The following is a 26,657-nucleotide window of genomic DNA, read 5'->3' as shown; positions in this document are numbered from 1 at the left end:
GCGCGCGCCGTCCCGCATCGGGAAGAGGATCAATGACGATCATCGCGCAGCTCAGTGACATCCATCTGGCCGTCGGGGCCGACGGCGAGGTCGACGACCGCTCCGGACCGGTCCGCGCCCTGCGCAACGCCGTGTCGAGCCTGCTGGCCCTGCCGGAACGACCGGACTGCCTGGTGCTCACCGGGGATCTGACCGACAACGGGCTGCCCGCCGAGTACGCCCGGCTGCACGCCCTGCTGTCGCCGCTGCCGATGCCGGTGTTCCCGCTGCCCGGCAACCACGACGACCGCGCCGCCCTGCGGTCGGTGTTCGCCGACCACGTCGCGGTGGTGGCCGCCCACGACGACCGGGACCCACAGGCCCCCTTCCAGTACGCCGTCGAGGTCGCCGGCATCCGCCTGGTGTGCTGCGACACGACCGTGCCCGGCCAGGCCCACGGAGAGCTGGACGCCGGCCGGCTGGCCTGGCTGGAGGCCGCCCTGGCCGCCGGGCCCGGCACGCCCACGGTGGTGGCCACCCACCACCCGCCGTTCCCGGTGGGGGTGCGCTTCCTGGACGAGCTGGCGCTGTGCGACCCGGCCGCGTTCGGTGCCGTCCTGGCCCGGCACCCGCAGGTGGAACGGGTGATCAGCGGGCATGTGCACCGGGCCTCGGCCGGCTCCGTCGGTGGGGTCACCGCCACCACCTGCCCCAGCACGTACCGGCAGATCTTCCTGGACACCAGCAGGCCCGGCCAGGCCGCGGTGACCGGTGAGCCGGCCGGGTTCGCCGTGCACATCATCGGCGGCGGGCGCCCGGCGGTCTCCCACTTCGTCCCGACGGGCAACTACCGCCCGCTGATGCACGTCGACTGAGGTCCGCCGGCTCCGGGGCGCGGCGGCTCGGCGGCGGCTCAGTGGCGGCGTCGGCCGCCGAAGAGCGTCCCGGCCAGCAGCACCGCGCCCCACGGCCCGGCCACCCAGATCCACCACGGGTAGACGACCTCGCCGGTGAGCGCCAGCGCCAGCCAGACGGTGAAGTTGATCGCGCTGACCATCGCCCAGGTCGCCCACACGGCCCGCATCCCGCGCTGGGCGAGCTCGCCCTGCGGGCGCTTGGCCACAGTGGCGGAGGCGGCCCCGCGCGCCGGCACCGGCCGCTCGTACAGGTCCTCCTCGGGCAGGTCGGCGGTGACCCGCGACAGCTCCCCGAACGTCTTGGAGACGTAGACGGCCTCCAGCCGCTCCTGCAGTTCGTCCACGGTGATCCTGCCCACCGCGCAGTGCTCGCGCAGCGACTCGGCCACCCGGTCACGGTCGGCGTCAGAGGCCCGCATCCCGGGGTCTGGAGGCGTCATCGGCCCGCCCTACGCACGGACGCCGAGCCGGGCGAACCAGCTGCGACCCTCGTCCAGCGCGGTGAGCACCCGCGGGCCGTCCTCCGTCACCGCGAAGGTGTGCTCGAAGTGGGCCGAGTGGCGGCCGTCGGTGGTGACCACCGTCCAGCCGTCGTCCAGCTCCCGGGTCGCCTTGGTACCGAGGTTGACCATCGGCTCGACCGCGAAGCACATGCCGGGCTCCAAGACCGGCCCGTACCCGGGCGCCCCGTGGTTGGGGATCAGCGGGTCCATGTGCATCTGGGTGCCGATGCCGTGCCCGCCGTACCCCTCGACGATGCCGTAGCGCCCCTGAGAGCGGATGTAGGACTCGATCGCGTGCGACATGTCGGTCAGGTGCGCTCCCGCCACGCCGGCCGCCAGGCCGTGCCACAGCGAGGCCTCGGTGACCTCCAGCAGCCTGCGCTGCTCCTCGGTGATCTCACCGACCGGAACGGTGATCGCGGCGTCCCCGTGCCAGCCCTCCACGATGGCGCCGCAGTCGATGGAGATCACGTCGCCCTCCCGCAGCACCTTGTGGGGGCTGGGGATGCCGTGCACGATCTCCTCGTTCACCGAGGCGCAGATCGTCGCGGGGAACCCGTGGTACCCCTTGAAGGACGGCACCCCGCCGTGGGAGCGGATGTTGTCCTCGGCGACGGCGTCCAGGTCGGCGGTGGTGATGCCGGGCTTGACCGCCTCCCGCAGCAGTTCCAGGGTCCGTCCCACCAGCAGCCCGGCGGCGCGCATCAGCTCCACCTGCTCCGGGCTCTTGATCTGCACGGCCGGACCCCGCCTGCGCCTACCCCACACGTGTTCTTCCCCTCTCATCGGTTCCGCGGGCATACGGCCACTCGCGGAACCGACGGACGGTGATCAAGCGCCGAACCGGCGGATCGCCTGCAGCGCCCGCTCGGTGACCTCCTCTACCGGCCCGGTCGCGTCGATGCCGACCAGAATGCCCTCATCGGCGTAGAACGACACCAGGGGGGCGGTCTGTTCCTGGTAGACCTCCAGGCGGTGCCGGACGACCTCCTCCTTGTCGTCGTCCCGCTGGAACAGCCGGCCGCCGCAGTCGTCGCAGAGGTCGTCCTTCTTGTCGTCCCAGTCGACGTGCCAGATCTTGCCGCACTGCCCGCAGGTGCGGCGGCCCGACAGCCGACGGACCACCTCGTCCTCGTCGACCACCAGTTCCAGCACCAAGTCCAGCTTGGCGCCCCACTCGGAGTCGAGGATCTTCTTGAGGGTCTGCGCCTGCGGCACGTTGCGCGGGAAGCCGTCCAGCAGGAACCCGTCCCGGGCGTCGTCCTCGCCCAGCCGGTCCCGGACCATGGCGATGGTGATCTCGTCAGGGACCAGATCACCCCGGTCCATGTACTGCTTGGCCTTGCGGCCGAGCTCGGTCCCGCCGCTGACGTTCGCGCGGAAGATGTCACCTGTCGAGATCTTCGGGACGGACAGATGAGATGCGATGAACTGGGCCTGTGTCCCCTTGCCCGCTCCAGGGGGGCCCACGAGAACGATGCGCACTACCGGAGGAAGCCCTCGTAGTTGCGCTGCTGCAGCTGGCTTTCGATCTGCTTCACGGTATCCAGTCCGACGCCGACGACGATGAGGATGCTCGTCCCGCCGAACGGGAAGTCGTTCGTGGCCTCCATAAGAGCGAAGGCGACCATCGGGATCAACGAGACGAGCCCCAGGTACAGTGCACCGGGTGTGGTGATCCGGGTCAGCACGTAGTCGAGGTACTCGGCGGTGGGCCGGCCCGGACGGATGCCTGGGATGAACCCACCATACTTCTTCATGTTGTCGGCGACTTCAGTGGGGTTGAAGGTGATCGCGACGTAGAAGTAGGTGAAGAAGATGATGAAGGCGAAGAAGACCGCCATGTGCCAGGCGTTGTCCTGCTGCAGGTAGGGCTGGAGCTTGATCATCCACTTGTTCTCCGGCCACAGCTGGGTCGCCAGCACCGGCAGGTACAGCAGCGACGAGGCGAAGATCACAGGGATGATGCCGGCCTGGTTGACCTTGAGCGGGATGTAGGTGGAGGTGCCGCCGTACATTCGCCGGCCGACCATCCGCTTGGCGTACTGCACCGGGATGCGGCGCTGGGCCTGCTCCACGAACACCACACCGGCCATGATCGCCAGACCGACCAGCATGACCAGGGCGAACGCGAAGGCGCCCTTGGTCTTGTAGATGGCCCAGAACTGGGCCGGGAAGACCGCCACCACCTGGGTGAAGATCAGGATCGACATCCCGTTGCCGACGCCCCGGTCGGTGACCAGCTCGCCCAGCCACATGATCACCGAGGTGCCCGCGGTCATCACCACGACCATGGTGATGATGGTGAACATGTCGGTCTTGTAGAGCACGTCGGGTGCGTTGGGGAACAGCCGCCCGGTCGCGGCCATCGCCACGATTCCGGTGGCCTGCAGGATCGCCAGCCCGATGGTCAGGTACCGGGTGTACTGCGTGATCTTCGTGGTGCCGGCCTGGCCCTCCTTCTTGAGGGCCTCCAGCCGTGGGATCACCACCGTCAGCAGTTGCAGGATGATGCTCGCCGTGATGTACGGCATGATGCCCAGCGCGAAGACCGACAGTTTCAGCAGCGCGCCGCCGCTGAACAGGTCCACCAGCCCGTAGAGCTGGCCCTGGTCGCTGTTACGGGCGCCCTCCACCGCCTGCCGGATCGCCTCGGTGTTCACCCCGGGGGTCGGCAGCTGTGAGCCGATCCGGAACACCACGATGATGAACAGCGTGAACAGCAACTTTTTGCGCAGGTCGGGGGTACGGAACGCCCGAGTGATCGCCGTTAGCACCAGTCCTCCTGCGCGAATCGGTATAGATGGCCGCATTGCGGGCCGGGTCCTGCGTGGAAGGCGTCGTACCACACCCCTGTGGTGTGGTAGCGCGCCGGTCGAACTCTAACAGCAGACGCGACCGGGGCTCGCCCCCCGCGCGCGGGGAGCCTTACGGCCCTCAGCGAACGGGAGGTGAGCCCCGGCGACGTCATCGGCATGGTCCTGCCGTGCCTACAGCACGTCGGTGGAGCCACCGGCGGCGGCGATCTTCTCCTTGGCGGAGGCGGAGAAGGCGTGCGCCCGCACCTGCACCGCGACGGAGATCTCGCCGTTGCCGAGCACCTTGACCGGCTGGTTCTTGCGAACCGCACCCTTGGCCACCAGGTCCTCGGGGGTGACCTCGCCGCCCTGCGGGTACAGCTCGGTCAGCTTGTCCAGGTTGACCACCTGGTACTCGACCCGGAACGGGTTCTTGAAGCCCTTGAGCTTGGGAACCCGCCGGATCAGCGGCATCTGGCCGCCCTCGAAACCGACCGGCACGGTGGAACGGGCCTTGGTGCCCTTGGTGCCACGGCCGGCGGTCTTGCCCTTGGACGCCTCGCCCCGGCCCTTGCGGACCTTGCGCTTGTTGGCGCCGGGGGCGGGACGCAGGTCGTGCACCTTGAGGGGGGTGCCCTCGGTGACGTCCGCCATGATCAGTCGACCTCCTCGACGGCGACCAGGTGCGACACCGTCCGGATCATGCCGCGCACCTGCTGGGTGTCCTCGCGGACGACGCTGTGGCCGATCCGCCGCAGCCCCAGGGTACGCAGCGTGTCACGCTGGTTCTGCTTCTCGCTGATCCGCGACTTGATCTGCGTGATCTTCAGCTGGCTCATGACGCCGCGGCCTCCGCCCTGGGCTCGCTGCCGGCGGCGCGGGCCCGCAGCATCGCAGCCGGGGCCACATCCTCCAGCGGCAGACCGCGCTTGGCGGCGATCTCCTCCGGACGGTTCAGCTGCTTGAGCGCCGCCACCGTGGCGTGCACGATGTTGATCGCGTTGGAGCTGCCCAGCGACTTGCTCAGCACGTCGTGGATGCCGGCGGCCTCCAGCACCGCGCGCACCGGGCCACCGGCGATGACACCGGTACCGGGGCTGGCCGGGCGCAGCAGCACCACGCCGGCCGCCGCCTCGCCCTGCGAGGTGTGCGGGATGGTCCCCTGGATCCGCGGCACCTTGAAGAAGTGCTTCTTGGCCTCCTCGACGCCCTTGGCGATCGCCGCGGGCACCTCCTTGGCCTTGCCGTAGCCGACGCCGACCGTGCCGTTGCCGTCACCGACGACCACCAGGGCGGTGAAGCTGAAGCGCCGACCACCCTTGACGACCTTCGCGACGCGGTTGATCGCTACGACGCGCTCGATGTACGACTGTCCCTTGTCGGCGCCACCGCGGCGGTCGTCGCGGCGGCCGTCACGGCGGTCGCCACCCTGACCGCCACCGCGCCTCTGCGCTGCCATCAGTGGTTCCTCTCGTTACTGGACGTGATACGGACCATCAGTTCTGGTCCCCGGGCCGCCATCAGAACTCCAGCCCGCCCTCACGGGCGCCGTCCGCCAGCGCGGCGATCCGCCCGTGGTACCTGTTGCCGCCCCGGTCGAAGACGACCTTGGCGACACCGGCCTCGCGGGCCCGGGCGGCCAGCAGCTCGCCGACCTGGCGGGACTTGGCGGTCTTGTCGCCGTCGGCGGCGCGCAGGTCGGCCTCCATGGTCGACGCCGAGGCCAGCGTGTGGCCGACGGTGTCGTCGATCACCTGGGCGAACATGTGCTTGGTGGAGCGGGTCACGACCAGGCGCGGCCGCTCGGCGGTGCCGACGACCTTCTTGCGGACCCGCAGGTGCCGACGGGCTCGGGACTTGGCCCGAGCCGACGTGACCCTGCCGGTCACCGGCTTGCCTGCTGCCATGACTACTTACCAGCCTTTCCGACCTTCTTGCGGACCTGCTCACCCTGGTAACGCACGCCCTTGCCCTTGTAGACATCAGGCTTGCGGAACTTGCGGATGTTGGCGGCGACCTCGCCGACCTTCTGCTTGTCGATGCCGTCCACGTGGATCAGAGCGTTGATCTGGTCACGCCGCACGGTCTCGACCCGCAGGGTGATGCCCTCGGGCGCCTTGTAGGTGATCGGGTGGCTGTAGCCGAGCTTGAGCTCCACCTGGTCGGAGCCCTTGGCGGCGGCCGTGTAGCCGACGCCCCGGACCTCCAGGGTCTTGCTGTAGCCCTTGGTGACGCCCTCGACCATGTTCGCGATGAGCGTGCGGGTCAGCCCGTGCAGCGCGCGGACGGTGTTGACGTCGTTGGGCCGGGCGACCGTGACGTTGCCGTCCTCGAGCTTCACCTCGATCGGCTCGGCGACGGTGTGCTTCAGTTCGCCCTTGGGCCCCTTCACCGTGACGGCCTGGCCGTCGATGCTGATGTCGACGCCGCTGGGGACGGCGATGGGCAGACGTCCGATACGAGACATGTTCTGTGCCCTCCCCTCACCAGACGTAGGCGAGGACTTCGCCGCCCACGCCGCGCTTGCCGGCCTGCTTGTCGGTCATCAGGCCGGAGGACGTGGAGATGATCGCCACGCCCAGCCCGCCCAGCACCTTCGGCAGGTTGTCCTTCTTCGCGTACACCCGCAGACCCGGCTTGGAGACCCGCTTGATCCCGGCGATCGAACGCTCCCGGGTCGGGCCGAACTTCAGGTCGATCACGAGCTTCTTGCCGACCTCGGCGTCCTCCACGTGCCAGGCGGAGATGTACCCCTCCTGCTGGAGGATCTCGGCGATGTGCGCCTTGATCTTCGAGTACGGCATGGCCACGGTGTCGTGGTACGCCGAGTTCGCGTTCCGCAGACGTGTCAGCATGTCTGCGATCGGGTCGGTCATCGTCATGGCCTACAGGCCCCTCCCCACCGCGGTTTCCACCCTGTGGGCGGACCTTCGGCGTGGTCGTGGGCGCCGGGTTCCCCCGCGGAGGCGGGGGACTCGCCGGGCGCCCGGTTGCTATTTCCTACAGAGCCGTTACCAGCTCGACTTGGTGATGCCGGGCAGCTCGCCGCGGTGCGCCATCTCCCGGAAGCAGACCCGGCACAGGCCGAACTTGCGGTAGACGGAGCGGGGACGCCCGCAACGCGAACACCGAGTGTACGCGCGCACCCCGAACTTGGGCTTGCGGGCGGCCTTGGCGATCAGCGCCTTCTTCGCCATTCCTGGTTCTCCTCGTTCAGCTTTCCTTGAAGGGGAAGCCCAGGGCCCGAAGGAGCGCCCGGCCCTCGTCGTCGGTCGTGGCGGACGTCACCACGGTGATGTCCATACCGCGCTGGCGGTCCACCTTGTCCGGGTCCACCTCGTGGAACATGACCTGCTCGGTCAGCCCGAAGGTGTAGTTGCCGTTGCCGTCGAACTGCTTGGGCGACAGGCCGCGGAAGTCACGGATGCGCGGCAGCGCCAGCGACAGCAGCCGGTCCAGGAACTCCCACATCCGGTCGCCGCGCAGCGTCACGTGCGCGCCGATCGGCATGCCCTCGCGCAGCTTGAACTGGGCGATGGACTTCTTGGCCCGGTTGACGCTGGGCTTCTGGCCGGTGATCAGGGACAGGTCGCGGATCGCGCCCTCGATCAGCTTGGCGTCGCGGGCCGCCTCGCCCACACCCATGTTCACCACGATCTTCACCAGACCGGGGATCTGCATGACGTTGGCGTAGCCGAACTGCTCCTGGAGGGACTTGGTGATCTCCTCGCGGTAGCGGAGCTTGAGCCGCGGCTGCGGCACCGGCCGCTCGGTGGTGGTCTCGGTCATGATCGTCAGATCTCCTTGCCGGTACGGCGCGAGATCCGGACCTTCGTGCCGTCCTCATTGATCTTGTAACCGACCCGGACCGGCTTGCCGTCCTCGACCAGCGCCACGTTGCTGATGTGCAGCGACGCCTCGCGGGTGATGACCCCGCCGCCCTTGCCCTGCGGGTCGGCCTTGGTGTTCTTCTTGATGAGGTTGACGCCCTCGACGGTCACCCGCTCACGGCGCGGGTCGGCGTGGATGACCTTGCCGGTCGCACCCTTGTCCTTGCCGGCGATGACGACGACCTCGTCGCCCTTCCTGATCTTCATCACAGCACCTCCGGGGCGAGCGAGATGATTCGCATGAACTTCTTCTCGCGCAGCTCCCGGCCCACCGGGCCGAAGATGCGGGTGCCCCGCGGGTCGCCGCCGTCCTTGATCAGGACGGCCGCGTTCTCGTCGAAGCGGATGTAGGAGCCGTCGGCGCGGCGGCGCTCCTTGCGGGTGCGCACGACGACGGCCTTGACGACGTCACCCTTCTTCACGCCCGCGCCGGGAAGGGCGTCCTTCACCGTCGCGACGATGATGTCGCCGACTCCCGCGTAGCGCCGACCCGAGCCACCGAGAACCCGGATGCACAGGATCTCCTTGGCACCCGTGTTGTCGGCGACCTTGAGTCGCGACTCCTGCTGGATCACGTCAACTCCTGTTCGTCACACCGGTTCTCCGCCCGCCGCTGCGGGCGGAGCCTGGTGGAACCAGTAATTACTTGGCCTTCTCGAGGATCTCGACCACGCGCCACCGCTTGGTGGCCGACAGCGGCCGGGTCTCCATCAGCCGGACGCGGTCGCCGACGCCGCACTCGTTGGCCTCGTCGTGCGCCTTGTACCGGGTGGTCCGGCGAATGATCTTGTGGTACTTGCGGTGCTTCACCCGGTCCTCGACGGCCACGACGACGGTCTTGTCCATCTTGTCGCTGACCACGAGGCCCTCGGCGATCTTGCGGGAGGGACGCTTGGCGCCCTCGGCCTGCGCCTGCTCAGCCATTGTTCTCGTCCTCCTGCGCCACGGGCTCCTCGGCGACCGTCACGATGCCGAGCTCGCGCTCGCGCATCACCGTGTAGATACGGGCGATCTCGCGCTTGACCTGGCGCAGCCGCCCGTGGTTGTCCAGCTGACCGGTGGCGGCCTGGAAGCGGAGGTTGAACAGCTCCTCCTTCGCCTCCTTCAGCTTCGTCACCAGCTGGTCCTCGGGCTCGGTCCGCAGCTCGTCGGCGGTAAGACCCTTGGCCATCAGGACTCACCCACCTCTCGCTTGACGATCTTGCACTTCATGGGGAGCTTGTGGATCGCGCGGGTCAGCGCCTCCCGGGCGATGGCCTCGTTGGGGTACGAGATCTCGAACATCACGCGGCCCGGCTTGACGTTGGCGATCCACCACTCCGGCGAGCCCTTGCCGGAACCCATCCGGGTCTCGGCCGGCTTCTTGGTCAGCGGGCGGTCCGGGAAGATGTTGATCCACACCTTGCCGCCACGCTTGATGTGCCGGGTCATGGCGATACGCGCGGCCTCGATCTGCCGGTTGGTCACGTACGCGCCCTCGACGGCCTGGATGCCGAACTCGCCGAAGGTGACCTTCGTACCGCCCTTGGCCATGCCACGGCGCTTGGGGTGATGCTGCTTACGGTGCTTGACCTTGCGAGGGATCAGCATGGATCACTCAGCTCCCCTCACCACTGGGAGCGGGCGCCGCCGACTCGGCGGTCGGCTGGGCCTGCTGCTCCGAACTCTGCTGCTGACGGTCACCGCCACGGCCACCACGACCGCCACGACGCTCGCCACCACGGCCACCGCGGCGGTCACCGCCACGGCCACGACGCTCGCCGCCACCGCCGCCGGGGCCGGAGCGTTGCTGGGCCGCACGGGCCTCGCGCTCGGCGCGGCTGGTCGGGGCCTCGCCCTTGTAGATCCACACCTTGACGCCGATCCGGCCGAACGTCGTACGGGCCTCGTAGAAGCCGTAGTCGATGTCGGCGCGCAGCGTGTGCAGCGGGACCTGGCCCTCGCGGTAGAACTCCGAGCGGGACATCTCCGCGCCGCCGAGCCGGCCGCCGCACTGCACCTTGATGCCCTTGGCGCCGCTCTTCATCGCGGACTGGATGGCCTTGCGCATCGCCCGGCGGAACGCCACCCGGCTGGACAGCTGCTCGGCCACGCCCTGGGCGACCAGCTGCGCGTCGATCTCGGGGTTCTTGACCTCGAGGATGTTCAGCTGAACCTGCTTGCCGGTCAGCTTCTCCAGGTCGCCCCGGATGCGGTCGGCCTCGGCGCCACGCCGGCCGATCACGATGCCCGGACGCGCGGTGTGGATGTCCACCCGGACGCGGTCGCGAGTGCGCTCGATCTCGACCTTGGAGATGCCGGCCCGCTCCATGCCCTTCTGCAGCATGCGGCGGATCGCGACGTCTTCCTTGACGTAGTCCTTGTACAGCTTGTCGGCGTACCACCGGGACTTGAAGTCGGTGGTGATGCCCAGTCGGAACCCGTGCGGGTTGATCTTCTGACCCACTAGCGGGTCCTCCTCTTCCTGCCCGCGCCGTTACCGGCCGTCGCGCTCTCCCGAGGCTCGACGATCACGGTGATGTGGCTGGTGCGCTTGTTGATCCGGTAAGCCCGGCCCTGGGCGCGAGGCCGGAAGCGCTTGAGCGTCGGCCCCTCGTCGACCCACGCCCGGCTCACGACGAGCGTGTCGGTGTCGAGCTTGAAGTTGTGCTCGGCGTTGGCGATGGCGCTCGCCAGCACCTTGCCCACCGGCTCGCTCGCAGCCTGGGGGGCGAACCGCAGCACCGCCTGAGCCTCCGCGGCGGGAAGGCCGCGGATGAGGTCCACCACGCGGCGGGCCTTCCTGGGCGTGACACGGATGAACCGCGCCTGGGCCCTGGCTTCCATCGCTGTTCCCTCTCTCCTGCTTCCTGGTCGGACACGCCTTCTCGTTCGCTGCGCGGACGGCTCATTTCTCACCGGCCACTGCGCTCACTCGTCGGCGCGTCCTCCGCGATCCCTGCGTCCGCTCAGCCGCGACGGCTGCGGCGGTCTTCCTTGACGTGGCTGCGGAACGTCCGCGTGGGAGCGAACTCGCCGAGCTTGTGGCCGACCATGGCGTCGGTGACGAACACCGGCACGTGCTTACGGCCGTCGTGGACCGCGATGGTGTGCCCGATCATCTCCGGGATGATCATCGACCGGCGCGACCACGTCTTGATGACGTTCTTGGTGCCCTTCTCGTTCTGCGTCTCCACCTTCTTCAGCAGGTGGTCGTCCACGAACGGGCCCTTCTTCAGGCTACGTGGCATGGCGTACTCCTACCGCTTCTTCTTGCTGCGCCGACGGACGATCAGCCGGTCGCTGGCCTTGTTGGCCTGGCGGGTACGGCCTTCCTTCTTGCCCTTGGGGTTGACCGGGTGGCGGCCACCGGAGGTCTTGCCCTCACCACCACCGTGCGGGTGGTCGATCGGGTTCATGGCCACACCGCGGACGGTCGGGCGCTTGTTCTTCCAGCGCATCCGGCCGGCCTTGCCCCAGTTGATGTTGGACTGCTCGGCGTTGCCGACCTCGCCGACGGTGGCCCGGCAGCGCACGTCCACCATCCGCATCTCACCGGAGGGCATGCGCAGCGTGGCGTACTTGCCCTCCTTGGCCAGCAGCTGGCAGCCGGCGCCCGCGGAGCGGGCCAGCTTGGCGCCGCCGCCGGGGCGCAGCTCGATGGCGTGCACGACCGTACCGGTCGGGATGTTGCGCAGCGGCAGGCAGTTGCCCGGCTTGATGTCCGAGCCCGGCCCGTTCTCGACGCGGTCGCCCTGCTTGAGGCCCTGCGGAGCCAGGATGTACCGCTTCTCGCCGTCCACGTAGTGCAGCAGCGCGATCCGGGCGGTGCGGTTGGGGTCGTACTCGATGTGCGCGACCTTCGCCGGGATGCCGTCCTTGTCGGCGCGGCGGAAGTCGATCAGCCGGTACGCCCGCTTGTGGCCACCGCCCTGGTGCCGGGTGGTGATGCGACCGTGGTTGTTGCGCCCGCCCTTCTTCGGCAGCGGACGCAGCAGCGACTTCTCCGGCTCGCGGCGCGTGAGCTCGACGAAGTCGGCCACGCTGGAGCCGCGACGCCCGGGGGTCGTCGGCTTGTACTTACGGATGCCCATCTTTTTCGTTCATCCCTTTTTCACTCGGCGGACCGCTCAGGCGGTCGGACCGCCGAAGATGTCGATCCGGTCGCCCTCAGCCAGCCCGACGATGGCGCGCTTGGTGTCCTTGCGCTTGCCGTAGCCGAAGCGGGTCCGCTTGCGCTTGCCCTTGCGGTTGATCGTGTTCACGCTGGTCACCTTGACCCCGAACACGGCCTCGACCGCCTGCCTGATCTGGACCTTGTTGGCGTCCGGCCGGACGATGAAGGTGTACTTGTTCTCGTCCAGCAGGCCGTAGCTCTTCTCCGAGACGACCGGCGCGATGATGATGTCCCGGGGGTCGGCGATCCTGCTCACTTGTCGCCTCCTCCCTTCTTGTTCGTCGCGCGTGCGATGAACGCCTCGTACGCGGCCTGCGTGAAGACCACGTCGTCGCTCACCATCACGTCGTAGGTGTTGAGCTGGTCCTGGGCCAGCAGGTGCACGCTGGGCTCGTTGCGCAGGCTCTTCCAGGTCAGCTCGTCCTCGCGGTCGAGGACCACCAGCACGCGCTTGGCCTGGGTGATCTCGCGCAGCGCCGCCAGCGCCGCCTTGGTCTTGGGGGTGTCCCCCTCGACGAGGGCGTCCACCACGTGCACCCGGCCGTGCCGGGCACGGTCGGACAGGGCGCCGCGCAGCGCGGCGGCCTTCATCTTCTTGGGCGTACGCTGCGAGTAGTCCCGCGGCTGGGGCCCGTGCACGGTGCCGCCGCCGGCGAACTGGGGCGCGCGGGTCGAGCCCTGGCGGGCGCGGCCGGTGCCCTTCTGCCGGTACGGCTTCTTGCCACCGCCGCGGACGTCGCCGCGGGTCTTGGTGGCGTGGGTGCCCTGGCGGGCCGCGGCCTCCTGCGCCACGACCACCTGGTGGATCAGCGGCACACTGGTCTTGGCGTCGAAGATCTCGGCGGGCAGTTCGACATCGAGCTTGCTCACTTGCCCGTTCCCTTCACTGCGTCGCGGACCAGCACCAGGCCGCCGTTGGGACCGGGGACGGCGCCCTTGATGAGCAGCAGGCCCTTGTCCGCGTCGATGGCGTGGATGGTCAGGTTCTGCACGGTCTTGCGGACGTTGCCCATCCGCCCGGCCATGCGCAGGCCCTTGAAGACGCGACCCGGGGTCGCGCAGCCGCCGATCGAGCCCGGCGAGCGGTGCTTGCGCTGGGTGCCGTGCGAGGCGCCGAGGCCGCGGAAGCCGTGGCGCTTCATGACACCCGCGGTGCCCTTGCCCTTGCTGGTGCCGGTGACGTCGATCTTCTGGCCGGCCTCGAAGACCTCGACGGTGATCTCCTGGCCGAGGGTGTACTCGGAGGCGTCGTCGGTGCGCAGCTCGATCAGGAACCGGCGCGGGGTCACGCCGGCCTTCTCGAAGTGCCCCGTGCGGGGCTTGTTCACCCTGCGCGGGTCCACCTGGCCGTAGCCGATCTGGACGGCGCTGTAGCCGTCGTTGTCGGGCGTACGGATCTGGGTGACGACGCACGGCCCGGCCTGGACGACGGTCACCGGAACGATCCGGCCCTCATCGTCGAAGACCTGGGTCATGCCGAGCTTCTCGCCCAGGACGCCCTTGCTCTGCTTACTCATCGTGGGTGCGTCCTCTAGAGCTTGATCTCGATGTCGACGCCGGCCGGGAGGTCGAGCCGCATCAGCGAGTCGACCGTCTTGGGCGTCGGATCGATGATGTCGATCAGCCGCTTGTGCGTGCGCATCTCGAAGTGCTCGCGCGAGTCCTTGTACTTGTGCGGCGAGCGGATGACGCAGTACACGTTCTTCTCGGTCGGCAGCGGCACCGGGCCCGCGACCTTGGCGCCCGTCCGCGTCACCGTCTCGACGATCTTCTTCGCCGAGGAGTCGATGACCTCATGGTCGTAGGCCTTGAGCCGGATGCGGATCTTCTGTCCCGCCATGGTGGCCTCGGTGTCCTTTGCTGGTAGTGCCGCTGGGTTTTCTGCTCTCCGTGGTGCGGCGGCCCGGCCTGGGCGGCCGGGCCGCCGCTCCGACGGTGTGTTACTTGATGATCTTGGTGACGCGACCGGCGCCGACGGTCCGGCCGCCCTCACGGATGGCGAACTTCAGGCCCTCCTCCATGGCGATCGGCTGGATCAGCTCGACGCGCATCTCGGTGTTGTCGCCCGGCATGACCATCTCGGTGCCCTCGGGCAGGTGCACCACGCCGGTGACGTCCGTGGTCCGGAAGTAGAACTGCGGACGGTAGTTGTTGAAGAAGGGGGTGTGCCGGCCGCCCTCGTCCTTGGACAGGATGTAGACCTGCGCCTCGAACTCGGTGTGCGGGGTGTTGGTGCCCGGCTTGATGACACACTGGCCGCGCTCGACGTCCTCGCGCTTGATGCCGCGCAGCAGCAGGCCGACGTTGTCACCGGCCTGGCCCTGGTCGAGGAGCTTGCGGAACATCTCGACACCGGTGACGGTGGTCTTGGTCGCCTCCTCCTTGATGCCGATGATCTCGACTTCCTCGTTGACGTTGACCACGCCACGCTCGATCCGGCCGGTCACCACGGTGCCGCGGCCGGTGATCGAGAACACGTCCTCGATCGGCATCAGGAACGGCTTGTCGGTGTCGCGCACCGGCTCGGGGACGTTCTCGTCCACCGCGTTCATGAGCTCGACGATGGAGTCGGCCCACTTCTCGTCGCCCTGCAGGGCCTGGAACGCCGAGACGCGAACGACCGGGACGTCGTCGCCCGGGAACTCGTACTCGCTCAGCAGCTCGCGGACCTCGAGCTCGACCAGCTCCAGGATCTCCTCGTCGTCGACCATGTCGCACTTGTTCAGGGCGACGACGATGTAGGGCACGCCGACCTGACGGGCCAGCAGCACGTGCTCCTTGGTCTGCGGCATCGGGCCGTCGGTGGCGGCCACCACCAGGATGGCGCCGTCCATCTGCGCGGCACCGGTGATCATGTTCTTGATGTAGTCGGCGTGACCCGGGCAGTCGACGTGGGCGTAGTGGCGCGCCTCGGTCTGGTACTCGACGTGCGCGATCGAGATGGTGATACCACGCTCGCGCTCCTCGGGGGCCTTGTCGATGTCCTCGAACGGCGTGAACGGGTTGATGTCCGGGTACTTGTCGTGGAGCACCTTGGTGATCGCCGCGGTAAGGGTGGTCTTACCGTGGTCGATGTGCCCGATGGTGCCGATGTTCACGTGCGGCTTGGTCCGCTCGAACTTGGCCTTCGCCACTGGTGTCTCCTTGTTGCGTCTCGGCCGCAGACGCGACCGCTTGGTTCCGGGTGTCGCCGGGCGGCGGCGTGCCGCCGCCCGGCCTGGTGATCTGGGCTAGGCCCGGAGGAGGCTACTCGCCCCGCGCCTTGGCGATGATCTCCTGCGCGACGTTGCTCGGCACCTCCGCGTAGGAGTCGAACTGCATGGTGAAAACAGCCCGGCCCTGGGTCTTGCTGCGCAGATCACCCACGTAGCCGAACATCTCCGACAGCGGCACGATGGCCTTGACGACCCGCATGCCGGCCCGCTCGTCCATGGACTGGATGTGACCGCGGCGGCTGTTCAGGTCGCCGATCACGTCGCCCATGTTGTCCTCGGGGGTGGTGACCTCCACGGCCATCATCGGCTCCAGCAGCGTGGGCTTGGCCTTGCGGGCCGCCTCCTTGAACGCCATGGAACCGGCGACCTTGAAGGCCATCTCCGAGGAGTCGACCTCGTGGTAGGCACCATCCTGCAGGGTGACCTTGACCCCCACCATCGGGTACCCGGCGAGCACGCCGAACTCGGCGGCCTCCTGGCAGCCGGCGTCGACCGACGGGATGAACTCCCGCGGGATGCGGCCACCGGTGACCTTGTTCTCGAACTCGTAGCCGTCGTTGCCGTCGCCCAGCGGCTCCAGGTCGATGATCACCCGGCCGAACTGGCCCGAGCCACCCGTCTGCTTCTTGTGGGTGTACTCGACCTTCTCGACCTTCTTGGTGATGGTCTCGCGGTAGGCCACCTGCGGGCGGCCCACGTTGGCCTCGACCTTGAACTCGCGCTTCATCCGGTCGACGAGGATCTCCAGGTGGAGCTCACCCATCCCCCAGATGATGGTCTGGCCGGTGTCCTGGTCGGTACGGACCTGGAAGGAGGGGTCCTCCTCGGCCAGCCGCTGGATCGCGGTGCCCAGCTTCTGCTGGTCGCCCTTGGTCTTCGGCTCGATGGCGACGTTGATCACCGGCGCCGGGAAGGTCATCGACTCCAGGACCACCGGGGCCTTGTCGTCGCACAGCGTCTCGCCGGTGGTGGTCTGCTTGAGACCCATCACCGCGACGATGTCGCCGGCGCCGACACGCTCGATCTCCTCACGCTTGTTGGCGTGCATCCGGTAGATCTTGCCGATGCGCTCCTTGCGGTCCTTGACCGAGTTGAGCACGGTGGAGCCGGACTCCAGGACGCCCGAGTAGACGCGCACGAAGGTCAGCTTGCCCAGGTGCGGGTCGCTCATGATCTTGAACGCCAGCGCGGAGAACGGCTCGTCCTCGCTCGGCTTGCGCGCGATGGCCTTCTCCTCGTCGCGCATGTCCGTGCCCTCGATGGCCTCGATGTCCAGCGGCGAGGGCAGGTAGCGGACGATCGCGTCCAGCAGCGGCTGCACGCCCTTGTTCTTGAAGGCCGTGCCGCACAGCACCGGGGTGAGCTTGCTGGCGATGGTCGCGCGCCGGATCGCCGGGATCAGCTGCTCGACGGTGGGCTCGTTGCCCTCCAGGTACAGCTCCATGATCTCGTCGTCGGCCTCGGCGAGCGTCTCGATCAGCTTGTCGTGCCACTCGGTGGCGGCCTCGGCGTGGCTGTCGGGGATGTCGACCTCGTCGTACATCTCGCCCAGCTTGGCCTCGGTGTTCCACACCAGGGCCTTCATCTTCACCAGGTCGATGACGCCCCGGAAGTCGGCCTCGGCGCCGATCGGCAGCTGCATCACCAGCGGAACCGCGTTCAGCCGGTTCTCGATCATGTCGACGCAGCGGTGGAACTCCGCGCCGACCCGGTCGAGCTTGTTGACGAAGCAGATCCGCGGCACGCCGTACCGGTCGGCCTGGCGCCACACGGTCTCCGACTGCGGCTCCACACCGGCGACACCGTCGAACACCGCCACCGCACCGTCGAGCACCCGCAGCGACCGCTCCACCTCGACGGTGAAGTCGACGTGCCCCGGGGTGTCGATGATGTTGATGGTGTGCTCGACGCTGTCCACGGGCCACCGGCAGGTCACGGCGGCGGAGGTGATGGTGATCCCCCGCTCCTGCTCCTGCTCCATGAAGTCGGTGGTGGCGGCGCCGTCGTGGACCTCGCCGATCTTGTAGCTCATCCCGGTGTAGTACAGGATGCGCTCGGTCGTCGTGGTCTTGCCCGCGTCGATATGGGCCATGATCCCGATGTTGCGGACCTTGGCCAGGTCTACACCGGTCTTGGTAGCCACTGTGCTCGCGTCCTCGCGTCGTTCGTCGTCAGTAGGTCCGCCGGGATCACCAGCGGTAGTGGGCGAAAGCCTTGTTCGACTCCGCCATCTTGTGCGTGTCCTCGCGCTTCTTGACCGAAGCGCCCAGACCGTTGCTGGCGTCGATGAGCTCGTTCATCAGCCGCTCGGTCATGGTCTTCTCGCGACGGGCGCGGGAGAAGGTCACCAGCCAGCGCAGCGCAAGGGTGGTGCTGCGGGCCGGCCGGACCTCCACCGGCACCTGGTAGGTCGCACCGCCGACCCGGCGGCTCTTGACCTCGATGGTCGGCTTGACGTTGTCCAGCGCGCGCTTGAGGGTGACGACCGGGTCGTTGCCGGTCTTCTCCCGGGCGCCCTCGAGGGCCTCGTACACGATGCGCTGCGCGATGGAGCGCTTGCCGTCCAGGAGCACCTTGTTGATCAGCGCGGTGACCAGCGGCGAGTTGTACACCGGGTCGGCGATGAGCTGGCGCTTGCCAGCGGGGCCCTTGCGCGGCATTACTTCTCCTTCTTCGCGCCGTAGCGGCTGCGCGCCTGCTTGCGGTTGCGCACACCCTGGGTGTCGAGCGAACCGCGGATGATCTTGTAACGGACACCCGGCAGGTCCTTCACACGGCCGCCGCGCACGAGCACGATGGAGTGCTCCTGCAGGTTGTGCCCGACGCCGGGGATGTAGGCGGTGACCTCGATCCCGCTGGTCAGCCGGACACGCGCGACCTTGCGGAGGGCGGAGTTGGGCTTCTTGGGCGTCGTCGTGTAGACGCGCGTGCAAACACCCCGGCGCTGGGGGCTGCCCTTGAGCGCAGGCGTCTTGTTCTTGGTCACCTTGTCCTGGCGGCCCTTGCGGACAAGCTGCTGGATCGTGGGCACCGCGTCTCCGTCTTCCTCGTACCGAGCCGGTAATTCTCACAACTGCTGGCCCTCGCCCGAAAACACCTCTGACGAAGGCCGTCATCACCGCCCCTGGCGAGGCTGTGACCTGCCGGTTTCCCGGCCTCTCCGACCCACGCGGTCGGGCGTGTCGCCCTTTCCGCTCTCACGTCAAGGCGTAACGCGACCGCCACGGCCCGCATCGGGCCGACAAGCCGGGGAGTGGATTGGCGGCGCTAGGACTGGCTCCCAGAGGGCCTCGCCGGCGCGCACGCACATGTGACCCGCTGCCACGGGCACGAAGGAAGAGACTACCCACGCTTGCGGCATAGGTCAAAGCGAGCACGCCATTACCGTGTCCGGCCTGTCCGGCGCAAGCTCGGACCCGGCCCGTCTCGGCGGCGGCCGGGACGGTCCCGGCCGTAGAACGGGCCAATGCCGACGGGAGTTCCCGTCGGCATTGTGACCCAGGAGTCCGAAAGGAGGGAAGGGGCCGCCACCGCGGATCCGGCCGGCGGCAGGTCTCCGGCCGCCCTTCGCCGCCCCGGTGACGGGGCACGTCCCTGGAGGACCTCCAGGAGTTAGAGGGAGTTAGAGGACGAACGCCACCAGGATGATCACGATGAGCACCACCACGACGATGGCGCCGACCCCGATCCACAGGCCCTTCTTGCCGTCCTTGGCGGTGTCCGCACTGCCGCCGTAGGTCTGCGCGCCGTACTGGCCCTGGGGCTGGCCGTAGTGCTGCTGCTGGCCCACCGGCTGGGCGCCGTACGCCTGCTGGCCGTACTGCTGGCCGGGCTGGGCGCCGTACGCCTGCTGCGACTGGCCCTGCTGGCCCGGCTGGCCCGGCTGGCCGTACGCCTGCTCGCCCTGCGGCTGGCCGTAGTGCTGCTGACCGTACTGCTGCCCCTGCTGGCCCTCGGGCTGCTGGCCGTACTGCTGCTGGGGGTAGCCCTGCTGCTGGCCATAGCCTTGCTGGCTGCCCGGCGCGCCGTAGGCCTGCTGGCCCGGCTGCCCGTACGGCTGCTGCCCATAGGACTGCTGGCCCTGCTGCTCGGAGCCCTGCTGCCACTGGGACTGGTCGGGATAGGCAGGCGAGGCGGGCGAGGCGGACGACTCCGAGCCCGAGCCCGGGTCGAAGGCCTGGGTGGACTGCGCGTCGCTGTCGGAGCCCTGAGAGGCGCCGTAGCCCTGGCCCGCGGCCCCGGCCGGCGGCTCGTACGAGCGCGGCTCCTCGGGGACCGGCCCGGCGTACTGGCCGGGCTCGGGCGGGGGCACCATCAGCGTGCGCTCGCCGCCGCCCGGCTGGGGCGGCTGCCAGGGCTGCTGCTCGGCCCGCCCGGGGGCCTGCGGCTGCTGCCACGGCTCGTTCTGCTGGGGGGTCTGCTGCGGGCTCTCGGCACGGTCGTGCGCCCCGGCGACGGGCACGTCGGTGCCCGGGGACCAGGCCACCGTCGCCTGGTCGGCCGCGGGGGGCCGCTCAGGCTGGGCGCCGTAGGACGGCTGCTGCTCGTCGGCGCCCGGACCCGGAACGATCAGGGTGCGCTCGCCGCCCGACACGCCCGCCGGGGGCTCCTGGGGCTGGTCGTAGGACGGCGGGCGGTACGGGTCCTGAGCTCCGCCGTACTGCTGCTGCGGCTGCTGCTGCCCGTAGGGCTGCTGAGGGGCCTGCGGCGGCTGGCCGTAGGGGCTCTGCGGAGGCTGCTGGCCGTACTGCTGCGGCTGGCCGTAGGACGGCTGCTGCCCGTACTGCTGCGGGGGCTGGCCGTAGGGGTTCTGGGGCTGGCCGTAGCCGCCGGGCTGCTGCCCGTAGGAGGGCTGCTGCGGCTGCTGGGGCGGCTCGGCGCCGAGGCCGGCGATCGGCTGCTCGATCATGGTGGGCGGCGCGGGCGGCGGGGTGGGCCGCTCCTGACGCTCGCCGGACCCCGGGCCGGCGGGCTCGGTGCGCTCCGTGCCGCCGCCCGGTGGGGCGGCGCTGCCCGGCGGAGTGGCGCCGCGCGAAGGCGCGCCGAACACCACCGTGCGGTCGCCCATCGGCCGCACCGGCGGCGCGGGCGCCTCCTGGTCAGGCCGCGCCTCCTGGCCCTCACCGCTCTGGGACGGGTCCTGGTTGTCGGGCGTCGGCCACTGCGGTCCCTGCGTGCCGCTCTGCTCGGTCATCGTCGGGCTCCTTCAGCACCGTTCCCTGGACGGTCCGCCCAGGCCCATCCTGTTGTGCTCCGAGGCGCGCATGACGCGGCCCCCAAGCTCGTCGTCGACCCATGACGACGTCACGCCATGGGCATTCAATTCTCCAGCCTGCCCGGATGGCAAGCGCCACCGCAAATCACCACGCTTCGATGGTCATCTGGTGGGACGTTCTGTACCCGGTCCGGGTTCGGCTGATGCCTGCCGGGTAACGGCCGGACCACGCCACGGCATGCCGTGTCCGTCCCGCCGACCGTCACGGTACCGCCGGGCCGGTGATGAGACGGCCGCGGGAATCATAGGGCCAGCCGTTGACCACGCAGCCCTTCATCCCGAAGATCTGCTGCTGCATCACCGGGGCGGGGCGGCCCTTGCGCGGGCAGGTCACGTGGTCGAAGCCCAGCCGGTGGCCGACCTCGTGATTGATCACCAGCGCCCGGTACAGCTGGGGCCTGCCCTTGTAGACGGGAGTCAGCAGCAGCCAGCGCCTGAGGTTGACCACCACCTCCTTGCCGCCGGCGCAGTTGACCCTGCTCTCGGTGTCCAGCCCGTACTTGGCGCAGATCCTGTCGACCGTCTTGGGGGCCGCCAGCCGGACCACGAAGTCGTAGCGGGCGGATCCGACCCGCTGGAAGGCCCACTTGCCGGCGGCGGTCCAGCCCCGGCGGTCCGCCAGGATGCCGTCGACGACCCGGGCGAACGCATCGGCCTGCTGGCCGATGCCCCCTTCGACCTCCACCGCGTACCGCAGCAGGGTGCCGCGCCCCACCTTGCGGCCGGATCCGGTGGCCCGGATGAACTTGCCGGTGCCCCGGCTGGGGATGACGGTGGGAGTAGGGGTGGGCGTGGCGCTCGGCCTCGCGGTCCCGTGGGACGGGTCGCCGAGGGAGGCCCTGCCCTTGCCGGAGGCGGCCGGCAGAAGGGTCCAGGTGAGGGCGGCGGCCGTGCCGATGGCCACGCACGCCGCCAGGACGGCGAGCAGGAACCTGACGCGGCGTCTGCGGCGTGCGGCGCCGTGGATGGCATCGTCCAGCCAGTCGTCGTCCTCGGCCGCCCAGCCGCCGTCGGCGTGTCCGTGAGGGTGGGCCCGGTGGGGCGTACGGGTGCGCATAGAGCCGACAGCATGCCAAACCTGGGGCGACTGGCAAGATGATCTTCCGTCAAGACCGCTTTTACCAGGAGCATCGTGGACATCCGCTACGCCAGCGAGGCCACGCCCGGACGGCCCAACGAGGACTGCGTCGTGGCGGGCGACGGCTGGGTCGTCCTGCTCGACGGGGCGACGCAGCGGCCCGACGTGGACTCCGGATGCGTGCACGGCCCGCGCTGGCTGGTGGCGCGGCTGGCGGGCGAGTTGGCCCGGCTGCTCACCGCGGAGGCCGCCGCTCCCCTGGCCGATCTGCTGGCGGAGGCCATCGGCGGCGCCCGCCGCGCCCACGCCGACGGCTGCGACCTGACCAACCCCGACAGCCCCTCGACGACCGCCGCCGTCGTGCGCCGCCGGGGCGAGCGGCTGGACTGGCTGGTGCTGGCCGACTCCCCCGTGGTCATCGACCTGGACGGCCGGATCGAGGTGGTGCTCGACGACCGGACCGCCCGGCTGCCCTCCTACACCGCCGAGGCGGTACGACGGCTGCGCAACGCCCCCGGGGGCTTCTGGGTGGCCGGTGCCCGCCCTGAGGCCGCCTACGAGGCCGTGACGGGCTCGGCGACGCTGTCAGACGTGCGGCGCCTGGCGGTGCTCAGCGACGGGGCCGCACGGCTCGTGGAGCGTTTCGGGCTCCTGGACTGGCGGGGCCTGCTGGACGTCCTCGACCGCGAGGGCCCGGCCGAGCTGATCCGCCGCACCCGTCTGGCCGAGCTCGCCGAGACCGCGGCCGAGCGGGCGGGCCGCCGCGGCAAGAGACACGACGACGCCACCGCGGCCCTCGTCCGATTCCGCTGACCGCCCGTCCGGCCGGGGCCGTGCCGTACGCGGGGCGGCCGTCTCCGGGCCGGCCGTGGCGGCGGCCGATCCCGGCGCGCCGCCACCGCCGGAAACGGCGAGGGCCCCTCCCGGAGAACCGGGAGGGGCCCTGTGCCTGTGCCGTCAGGGACTAGCGGTTGTACTGCCCGAAGTCGTACTCCTCCAGCGGGACGGCCTCGCCGGAGCCCTGGCCGAAGGCGTACTCGGCGCCGTCGTCGTAGGAGCCCACGGAGTACACCGCGGCCTTGGCCTCCTCGGTCGGCTCGACCCGGACGTTGCGGTACTGCGGCATGCCGGTACCGGCCGGGATGAGCTTACCGATGATGACGTTCTCCTTGAGGCCCAGCAGCGGGTCGCTCTTGGCGTGCATGGCCGCCTCGGTGAGCACCCGGGTGGTCTCCTGGAAGGACGCCGCCGACAGCCACGACTCGGTGGCCAGGCTGGCCTTGGTGATTCCCATGAGCACCGGCCGGCCGGCCGCCGGGGTGCCGCCCTCGGCGACCACCGCGCGGTTGGTCTCCTCGAACAGCGGACGCTCCACCAGGTCGCCCGGCAGCAGGTCGGTGTCGCCCGACTCGAGGATGTTCACCCGCTTGAGCATCTGGCGGACGATGATCTCGATGTGCTTGTCGTGGATCGACACACCCTGCGACCGGTAGACCTCCTGGACCTCCTGGACCAGGTGCAGCTGCACCGCCCGCGGGCCGAGGATGCGCAGCACCTCGTGCGGGTTCTGGGCACCCACGATGAGCTGCTGGCCGACCTCGACGTGGGCGCCCTCGCGGACCCCCTCCATCAGCCGCGACCGCATCGGCACCGGGTAGGCGACCTCGTCGGAGCCGTCGTCCGGGATGATGATGATCTTCCGGGTCTTCTCGGTCTCCTCGATCTTGACCCGGCCGGCCACCTCGCTGATCGGCGCCACGCCCTTGGGGATACGGGCCTCGAACAGCTCGGTGACACGCGGCAGACCGTGCGTGATGTCCGCCCCGGCGACACCGCCGGTGTGGAAGGTCCGCATGGTCAGCTGGGTGCCGGGCTCGCCGATGGACTGGGCGGCGATGATGCCGACCGCCTCACCGACGTCCACCCGCTTGCCGGTGGCCAGGCTGCGGCCGTAGCAGGCGGCGCACACGCCGATCTTGGACTCGCAGACCAGCGAGCTGCGGGTGCGCACCTCCTCCACGCCCGACTCGACCAGCCGGGTGATCACCACGTCGGACAGGTCGGTGCCGCCCGGGAAGATCACCGTGCCGTCCACCTCGACGTCCTCGGCGATGGTCCGCCCGACCAGGCTGGTCTCGGAGTTCACCGCCTTGACCAGCGAGCCGTCGGCGGCCCGGTCGGCCACCCGGAACGGGATGGTCCGGTCGGTGCCGCAGTCGGTGTCGCGGACGATGACGTCCTGCGCCACGTCCACCAGACGACGGGTCAGGTACCCGGAGTCGGCGGTGCGCAGCGCGGTGTCGGCCAGACCCTTGCGGGCGCCGTGGGTCGAGATGAAGTACTCGACCACCGACAGGCCCTCACGGAAGGAGGACTTGATCGGCCGCGGGATGGTCTCGCCCTTGGGGTTGGAGACCAGACCGCGCATACCGGCGATCTGCCGGACCTGCAGCGGGTTGCCGCGGGCCCCCGAGTTGACCATCATCCACACCGGGTTGGTCCTCGGGAACGCCTTGGTCATGTCCTCCATGACGTCGGCGGTGGCGTGCGTCCAGATCTCGATGAGCTCCTGCCGGCGCTCGTCGTCGGTGATCAGGCCGCGGTCGAACTCGCGCTGCACCTTGTCGGCGCGGCGCTCGTAGGACGCCAGGATCTCCTGCTTGTTCGGCGGCGCCACCACGTCGTCGATGGCGATGGTCACGCCCGAGCGGGTGGCCCAGTGGAAGCCCCGGTCCTTCAGCTCGTCCAGCGCGGCCGCCACGACCACCTTGGGGTAGTTCTCGGCCAGCTGGTTGACGATCGCCGACAGCTGCTTCTTGCCCACCTCGTAGTCCACGAAGGGGAAGTCGTCCGGCAGCGTCTCGTTGAACAGGCAGCGGCCCAGCGTGGTCTCCAGCCGGTACGGCTGGCCCGGCTCGTAGCCCTCGGGCGCCTGCCAGCCGTGCGGCGGCGGGACGTCCTTGAGCCTGACCTGGACCCTGGCCTGCAGGTCCAGCTCACCCCGGTCGTAGGCCATCACGGCCTCCGACACCGAGGAGAACGCCCGGCCCTCGCCCTTGGCCCCCTCCTTCTCGGTCGTCAGCCAGTACAGCCCGATCACCATGTCCTGGGTGGGCATGGTCACCGGCTTGCCGTCCGACGGCTTGAGGATGTTGTTGGTGGACAGCATCAGGATCCGCGCCTCGGCCTGTGCCTCGGCCGACAGCGGCAGGTGCACGGCCATCTGGTCGCCGTCGAAGTCGGCGTTGAAGGCGGTGCACACCAGCGGGTGGATCTGGATGGCCTTGCCCTCGACCAGCTGCGGCTCGAACGCCTGGATGCCCAGGCGGTGCAGGGTCGGCGCCCGGTTCAGCAGCACCGGGTGCTCGGTGATGACCTCCTCCAGCACGTCCCACACGACCGGGCGGGCCCGCTCGACCATGCGCTTGGCGCTCTTGATGTTCTGCGCGTGGTTGAGGTCCACCAGCCGCTTCATCACGAACGGCTTGAACAGCTCCAGCGCCATCTGCTTGGGCAGGCCGCACTGGTGCAGCCGCAGCTGCGGGCCGACCACGATGACCGAACGGCCGGAGTAGTCGACGCGCTTGCCCAGCAGGTTCTGCCGGAACCGGCCCTGCTTGCCCTTGAGCATGTCCGACAGCGACTTGAGCGGACGGTTGCCCGGCCCGGTGACCGGGCGGCCGCGGCGGCCGTTGTCGAACAGCGCGTCGACGGCCTCCTGCAGCATCCGCTTCTCGTTGTTGACGATGATCTCCGGAGCGCCCAGGTCCAGCAGCCGCTTGAGCCGGTTGTTCCGGTTGATCACCCGCCGGTACAGGTCGTTCAGGTCACTGGTGGCGAACCGGCCGCCGTCCAGCTGCACCATGGGGCGCAGGTCCGGCGGGATGACCGGGATGCAGTCCAGCACCATGCCCAGCGGGCTGTTGCGGGTGTTCAGGAACGCCGAGACCACCTTGAGCCGCTTGAGGGCGCGGGCCTTCTTCTGGCCCTTGCCGGTGCGGATGATCTCGCGGAGCTTCTCGGCCTCGGCCTCAAGGTCGAAGTTCTCCAGCCGCGCCTGGATGGCGCGGGCGCCCATGCCGCCCTCGAAGTACTTGCCGAAGCGGTCGCGCATCTCGCGGTAGAGCATCTCGTCGCCCTCAAGGTCCTGGACCTTGAGGCTCTTGAAACGGCTCCAGACCTCTTCGAGGCGGTCGAGCTCGCGCTGCGCGCGGTCACGCAGCTGCTTCATCTCCCGCTCGGCCGAGTCGCGCAGCTTGCGCTTGGCGTCGGCCTTGGCGCCGGCCTCCTCCAGCTCCGCCAGGTCGGCCTCCAGCTTCTGCTGGCGGGCCTCCACGTCGGCGTCGCGGCGCTGCTCGATCTGCTGGCGCTCCACCGAGATGTGCGCCTCCAGCGTGGGCAGGTCGCGCTCGCGCCGCTCGGCGTCCACCGAGGTGATCATGTACGCCGCGAAGTAGATGATCTTCTCGAGGTCCTTGGGGGCCAGGTCCAGCAGGTAGCCCAGCCGCGACGGGACGCCCTTGAAGTACCAGATGTGGGTGACCGGGGCGGCCAGCTCGATGTGGCCCATCCGCTCGCGCCGCACCTTGGCGCGGGTGACCTCCACGCCGCAGCGCTCGCAGATGATGCCCTTGAAACGGACCCGCTTGTACTTACCGCAGTAGCACTCCCAGTCCCGGGTCGGCCCGAAGATCTTCTCGCAGAACAGGCCGTCCTTTTCCGGCTTGAGGGTCCGGTAGTTGATGGTCTCGGGCTTCTTGACCTCGCCGTGCGACCACTGACGGATGTCGTCGGCGGTCGCCAGGCCGATCCGCAGCTCGTCGAAGAAGTTGACGTCCAGCACTGT

34 protein-coding genes are annotated in these 26,657 nt (G+C 69.4%); 2 read left to right on the top strand and 32 right to left on the bottom strand.

Annotation, left to right across the window (positions count from 1 at the left end; all coding sequences use genetic code 11):
• The first annotated feature begins 32 nt into the window (after positions 1-32).
• Entirely contained in the window at positions 33-854 is an 822-nt protein-coding gene (locus C4U03_RS12340) for a phosphodiesterase (RefSeq protein WP_103937852.1), read from the top strand.
• 38 nt (positions 855-892) lie between these two features.
• On the opposite strand, the gene C4U03_RS12335 is transcribed toward C4U03_RS12340, so the two are convergent.
• From C4U03_RS12335 to C4U03_RS12185, 31 genes are all read right to left on the bottom strand, one after another.
• On the bottom strand, positions 893-1,336 hold the full coding sequence (locus C4U03_RS12335) for a DUF1707 SHOCT-like domain-containing protein (protein ID WP_103937851.1): 444 nt from the start codon (positions 1,334-1,336) through the stop codon (positions 893-895).
• Between the two features lie 9 nt (positions 1,337-1,345).
• On the bottom strand, positions 1,346-2,185 hold the full coding sequence (gene map / locus C4U03_RS12330; RefSeq protein WP_103938001.1) for a type I methionyl aminopeptidase: 840 nt from the start codon (positions 2,183-2,185) through the stop codon (positions 1,346-1,348).
• 45 nt (positions 2,186-2,230) lie between these two features.
• A complete protein-coding gene (locus C4U03_RS12325) occupies positions 2,231-2,884 on the bottom strand; it encodes an adenylate kinase (protein WP_103937850.1) in 654 nt (217 codons plus the stop codon).
• Positions 2,884-4,176 carry a preprotein translocase subunit SecY gene (gene secY / locus C4U03_RS12320; protein ID WP_200827200.1) on the bottom strand — a complete coding sequence of 431 codons (1,293 nt, stop codon included), beginning with the start codon at positions 4,174-4,176 and terminating at the stop codon, positions 2,884-2,886. Before secY ends, C4U03_RS12325 begins: the two co-directional genes overlap by 1 nt.
• Before the next feature lie 213 nt (positions 4,177-4,389).
• Positions 4,390-4,851, bottom strand: coding sequence for a 50S ribosomal protein L15 (gene rplO / locus C4U03_RS12315; RefSeq protein ID WP_103937848.1), 462 nt, complete (start codon positions 4,849-4,851; stop codon positions 4,390-4,392).
• Positions 4,852-4,853: 2 nt separating this feature from the next.
• Positions 4,854-5,036, bottom strand: coding sequence for a 50S ribosomal protein L30 (rpmD, locus tag C4U03_RS12310; protein WP_103937847.1), 183 nt, complete (start codon positions 5,034-5,036; stop codon positions 4,854-4,856).
• Positions 5,033-5,656 carry a ribosomal protein S5 gene (gene rpsE / locus C4U03_RS12305; protein WP_456119801.1) on the bottom strand — a complete coding sequence of 208 codons (624 nt, stop codon included), beginning with the start codon at positions 5,654-5,656 and terminating at the stop codon, positions 5,033-5,035. Before rpsE ends, rpmD begins: the two co-directional genes overlap by 4 nt.
• A gap of 61 nt (positions 5,657-5,717) precedes the next feature.
• Positions 5,718-6,104: a 50S ribosomal protein L18 gene (gene rplR / locus C4U03_RS12300; protein ID WP_103937845.1), complete on the bottom strand. Its 387-nt coding sequence runs from the start codon at positions 6,102-6,104 to the stop codon at positions 5,718-5,720.
• 2 nt (positions 6,105-6,106) lie between these two features.
• Entirely contained in the window at positions 6,107-6,664 is a 558-nt protein-coding gene (gene rplF, locus C4U03_RS12295) for a 50S ribosomal protein L6 (RefSeq protein WP_103937844.1), read from the bottom strand.
• A 16-nt stretch (positions 6,665-6,680) separates the two neighbouring features.
• Positions 6,681-7,079, bottom strand: a complete 399-nt coding sequence (gene rpsH, locus C4U03_RS12290) for a 30S ribosomal protein S8 (protein ID WP_103937843.1) — start codon at positions 7,077-7,079, stop codon at positions 6,681-6,683.
• Positions 7,080-7,208: 129 nt separating this feature from the next.
• Positions 7,209-7,394: a type Z 30S ribosomal protein S14 gene (locus C4U03_RS12285; protein ID WP_103937842.1), complete on the bottom strand. Its 186-nt coding sequence runs from the start codon at positions 7,392-7,394 to the stop codon at positions 7,209-7,211.
• Between the two features lie 16 nt (positions 7,395-7,410).
• A complete protein-coding gene (rplE, locus tag C4U03_RS12280; RefSeq protein ID WP_103937841.1) occupies positions 7,411-7,986 on the bottom strand; it encodes a 50S ribosomal protein L5 in 576 nt (191 codons plus the stop codon).
• A gap of 5 nt (positions 7,987-7,991) precedes the next feature.
• Entirely contained in the window at positions 7,992-8,294 is a 303-nt protein-coding gene (gene rplX, locus C4U03_RS12275; protein WP_103937840.1) for a 50S ribosomal protein L24, read from the bottom strand.
• Positions 8,294-8,662 (bottom strand): 50S ribosomal protein L14, encoded by a 369-nt coding sequence (gene rplN, locus C4U03_RS12270; protein ID WP_103937839.1) that lies wholly within the window; start codon positions 8,660-8,662, stop codon positions 8,294-8,296. Before rplN ends, rplX begins: the two co-directional genes overlap by 1 nt.
• A gap of 67 nt (positions 8,663-8,729) precedes the next feature.
• Entirely contained in the window at positions 8,730-9,011 is a 282-nt protein-coding gene (gene rpsQ, locus C4U03_RS12265; protein WP_103937838.1) for a 30S ribosomal protein S17, read from the bottom strand.
• A complete protein-coding gene (rpmC, locus tag C4U03_RS12260) occupies positions 9,004-9,258 on the bottom strand; it encodes a 50S ribosomal protein L29 (RefSeq protein ID WP_103937837.1) in 255 nt (84 codons plus the stop codon). Before rpmC ends, rpsQ begins: the two co-directional genes overlap by 8 nt.
• Entirely contained in the window at positions 9,258-9,677 is a 420-nt protein-coding gene (gene rplP / locus C4U03_RS12255; protein ID WP_103937836.1) for a 50S ribosomal protein L16, read from the bottom strand. Before rplP ends, rpmC begins: the two co-directional genes overlap by 1 nt.
• Before the next feature lie 7 nt (positions 9,678-9,684).
• On the bottom strand, positions 9,685-10,533 hold the full coding sequence (gene rpsC / locus C4U03_RS12250; RefSeq protein ID WP_103937835.1) for a 30S ribosomal protein S3: 849 nt from the start codon (positions 10,531-10,533) through the stop codon (positions 9,685-9,687).
• On the bottom strand, positions 10,533-10,913 hold the full coding sequence (rplV, locus tag C4U03_RS12245; RefSeq protein WP_103937834.1) for a 50S ribosomal protein L22: 381 nt from the start codon (positions 10,911-10,913) through the stop codon (positions 10,533-10,535). The genes rpsC and rplV overlap by 1 nt, the downstream gene beginning before the upstream one ends.
• A 122-nt stretch (positions 10,914-11,035) precedes the next feature.
• The gene (gene rpsS, locus C4U03_RS12240) at positions 11,036-11,317 is read right to left on the bottom strand and encodes a 30S ribosomal protein S19 (RefSeq protein ID WP_103937833.1); all 282 of its coding nucleotides are present in this window, start codon (positions 11,315-11,317) and stop codon (positions 11,036-11,038) included.
• 9 nt (positions 11,318-11,326) lie between these two features.
• A complete protein-coding gene (gene rplB, locus C4U03_RS12235; RefSeq protein ID WP_103937832.1) occupies positions 11,327-12,160 on the bottom strand; it encodes a 50S ribosomal protein L2 in 834 nt (277 codons plus the stop codon).
• A 36-nt stretch (positions 12,161-12,196) separates the two neighbouring features.
• A complete protein-coding gene (rplW, locus tag C4U03_RS12230; RefSeq protein WP_103937831.1) occupies positions 12,197-12,499 on the bottom strand; it encodes a 50S ribosomal protein L23 in 303 nt (100 codons plus the stop codon).
• Complete coding sequence (gene rplD / locus C4U03_RS12225; RefSeq protein WP_103937830.1) at positions 12,496-13,113, bottom strand: 50S ribosomal protein L4; 618 nt, start codon at positions 13,111-13,113, stop codon at positions 12,496-12,498. The genes rplW and rplD overlap by 4 nt, the downstream gene beginning before the upstream one ends.
• On the bottom strand, positions 13,110-13,760 hold the full coding sequence (rplC, locus tag C4U03_RS12220) for a 50S ribosomal protein L3 (protein WP_103937829.1): 651 nt from the start codon (positions 13,758-13,760) through the stop codon (positions 13,110-13,112). The genes rplD and rplC overlap by 4 nt, the downstream gene beginning before the upstream one ends.
• Positions 13,761-13,774: 14 nt before the next feature.
• Positions 13,775-14,083, bottom strand: coding sequence for a 30S ribosomal protein S10 (rpsJ, locus tag C4U03_RS12215; RefSeq protein ID WP_012854632.1), 309 nt, complete (start codon positions 14,081-14,083; stop codon positions 13,775-13,777).
• 100 nt (positions 14,084-14,183) lie between these two features.
• Positions 14,184-15,377 (bottom strand): elongation factor Tu, encoded by a 1,194-nt coding sequence (tuf, locus tag C4U03_RS12210; RefSeq protein WP_103937828.1) that lies wholly within the window; start codon positions 15,375-15,377, stop codon positions 14,184-14,186.
• A gap of 112 nt (positions 15,378-15,489) precedes the next feature.
• Positions 15,490-17,601 carry an elongation factor G gene (gene fusA, locus C4U03_RS12205; RefSeq protein ID WP_103937827.1) on the bottom strand — a complete coding sequence of 704 codons (2,112 nt, stop codon included), beginning with the start codon at positions 17,599-17,601 and terminating at the stop codon, positions 15,490-15,492.
• Positions 17,602-17,647: 46 nt separating this feature from the next.
• Positions 17,648-18,118, bottom strand: coding sequence for a 30S ribosomal protein S7 (rpsG, locus tag C4U03_RS12200; RefSeq protein WP_103937826.1), 471 nt, complete (start codon positions 18,116-18,118; stop codon positions 17,648-17,650).
• Positions 18,118-18,489, bottom strand: coding sequence for a 30S ribosomal protein S12 (rpsL, locus tag C4U03_RS12195; protein ID WP_067832642.1), 372 nt, complete (start codon positions 18,487-18,489; stop codon positions 18,118-18,120). Before rpsL ends, rpsG begins: the two co-directional genes overlap by 1 nt.
• Positions 18,490-19,080: 591 nt before the next feature.
• Positions 19,081-20,652, bottom strand: a complete 1,572-nt coding sequence (locus tag C4U03_RS42470) for a hypothetical protein (protein ID WP_103937825.1) — start codon at positions 20,650-20,652, stop codon at positions 19,081-19,083.
• A gap of 283 nt (positions 20,653-20,935) precedes the next feature.
• Entirely contained in the window at positions 20,936-21,790 is an 855-nt protein-coding gene (locus C4U03_RS12185) for a DUF3152 domain-containing protein (RefSeq protein ID WP_103937824.1), read from the bottom strand.
• Positions 21,791-21,865: 75 nt separating this feature from the next.
• On the opposite strand from C4U03_RS12185, the gene C4U03_RS12180 reads away from it, so the two are divergent.
• Positions 21,866-22,624 carry a protein phosphatase 2C domain-containing protein gene (locus C4U03_RS12180; RefSeq protein ID WP_103937823.1) on the top strand — a complete coding sequence of 253 codons (759 nt, stop codon included), beginning with the start codon at positions 21,866-21,868 and terminating at the stop codon, positions 22,622-22,624.
• A gap of 151 nt (positions 22,625-22,775) precedes the next feature.
• On the opposite strand, the gene C4U03_RS12175 is transcribed toward C4U03_RS12180, so the two are convergent.
• Positions 22,776-26,654 (bottom strand): DNA-directed RNA polymerase subunit beta', encoded by a 3,879-nt coding sequence (locus C4U03_RS12175; protein ID WP_103937822.1) that lies wholly within the window; start codon positions 26,652-26,654, stop codon positions 22,776-22,778.
• Positions 26,655-26,657 lie beyond the last annotated feature (3 nt).

The sequence above is a fragment of the Thermomonospora echinospora genome, assembly GCF_900108175.1.
Classification (GTDB): Bacteria; Actinomycetota; Actinomycetes; order Streptosporangiales; family Streptosporangiaceae; genus Thermomonospora; species Thermomonospora echinospora.
This window is presented reverse-complemented; position numbering and strand designations above follow the sequence as displayed.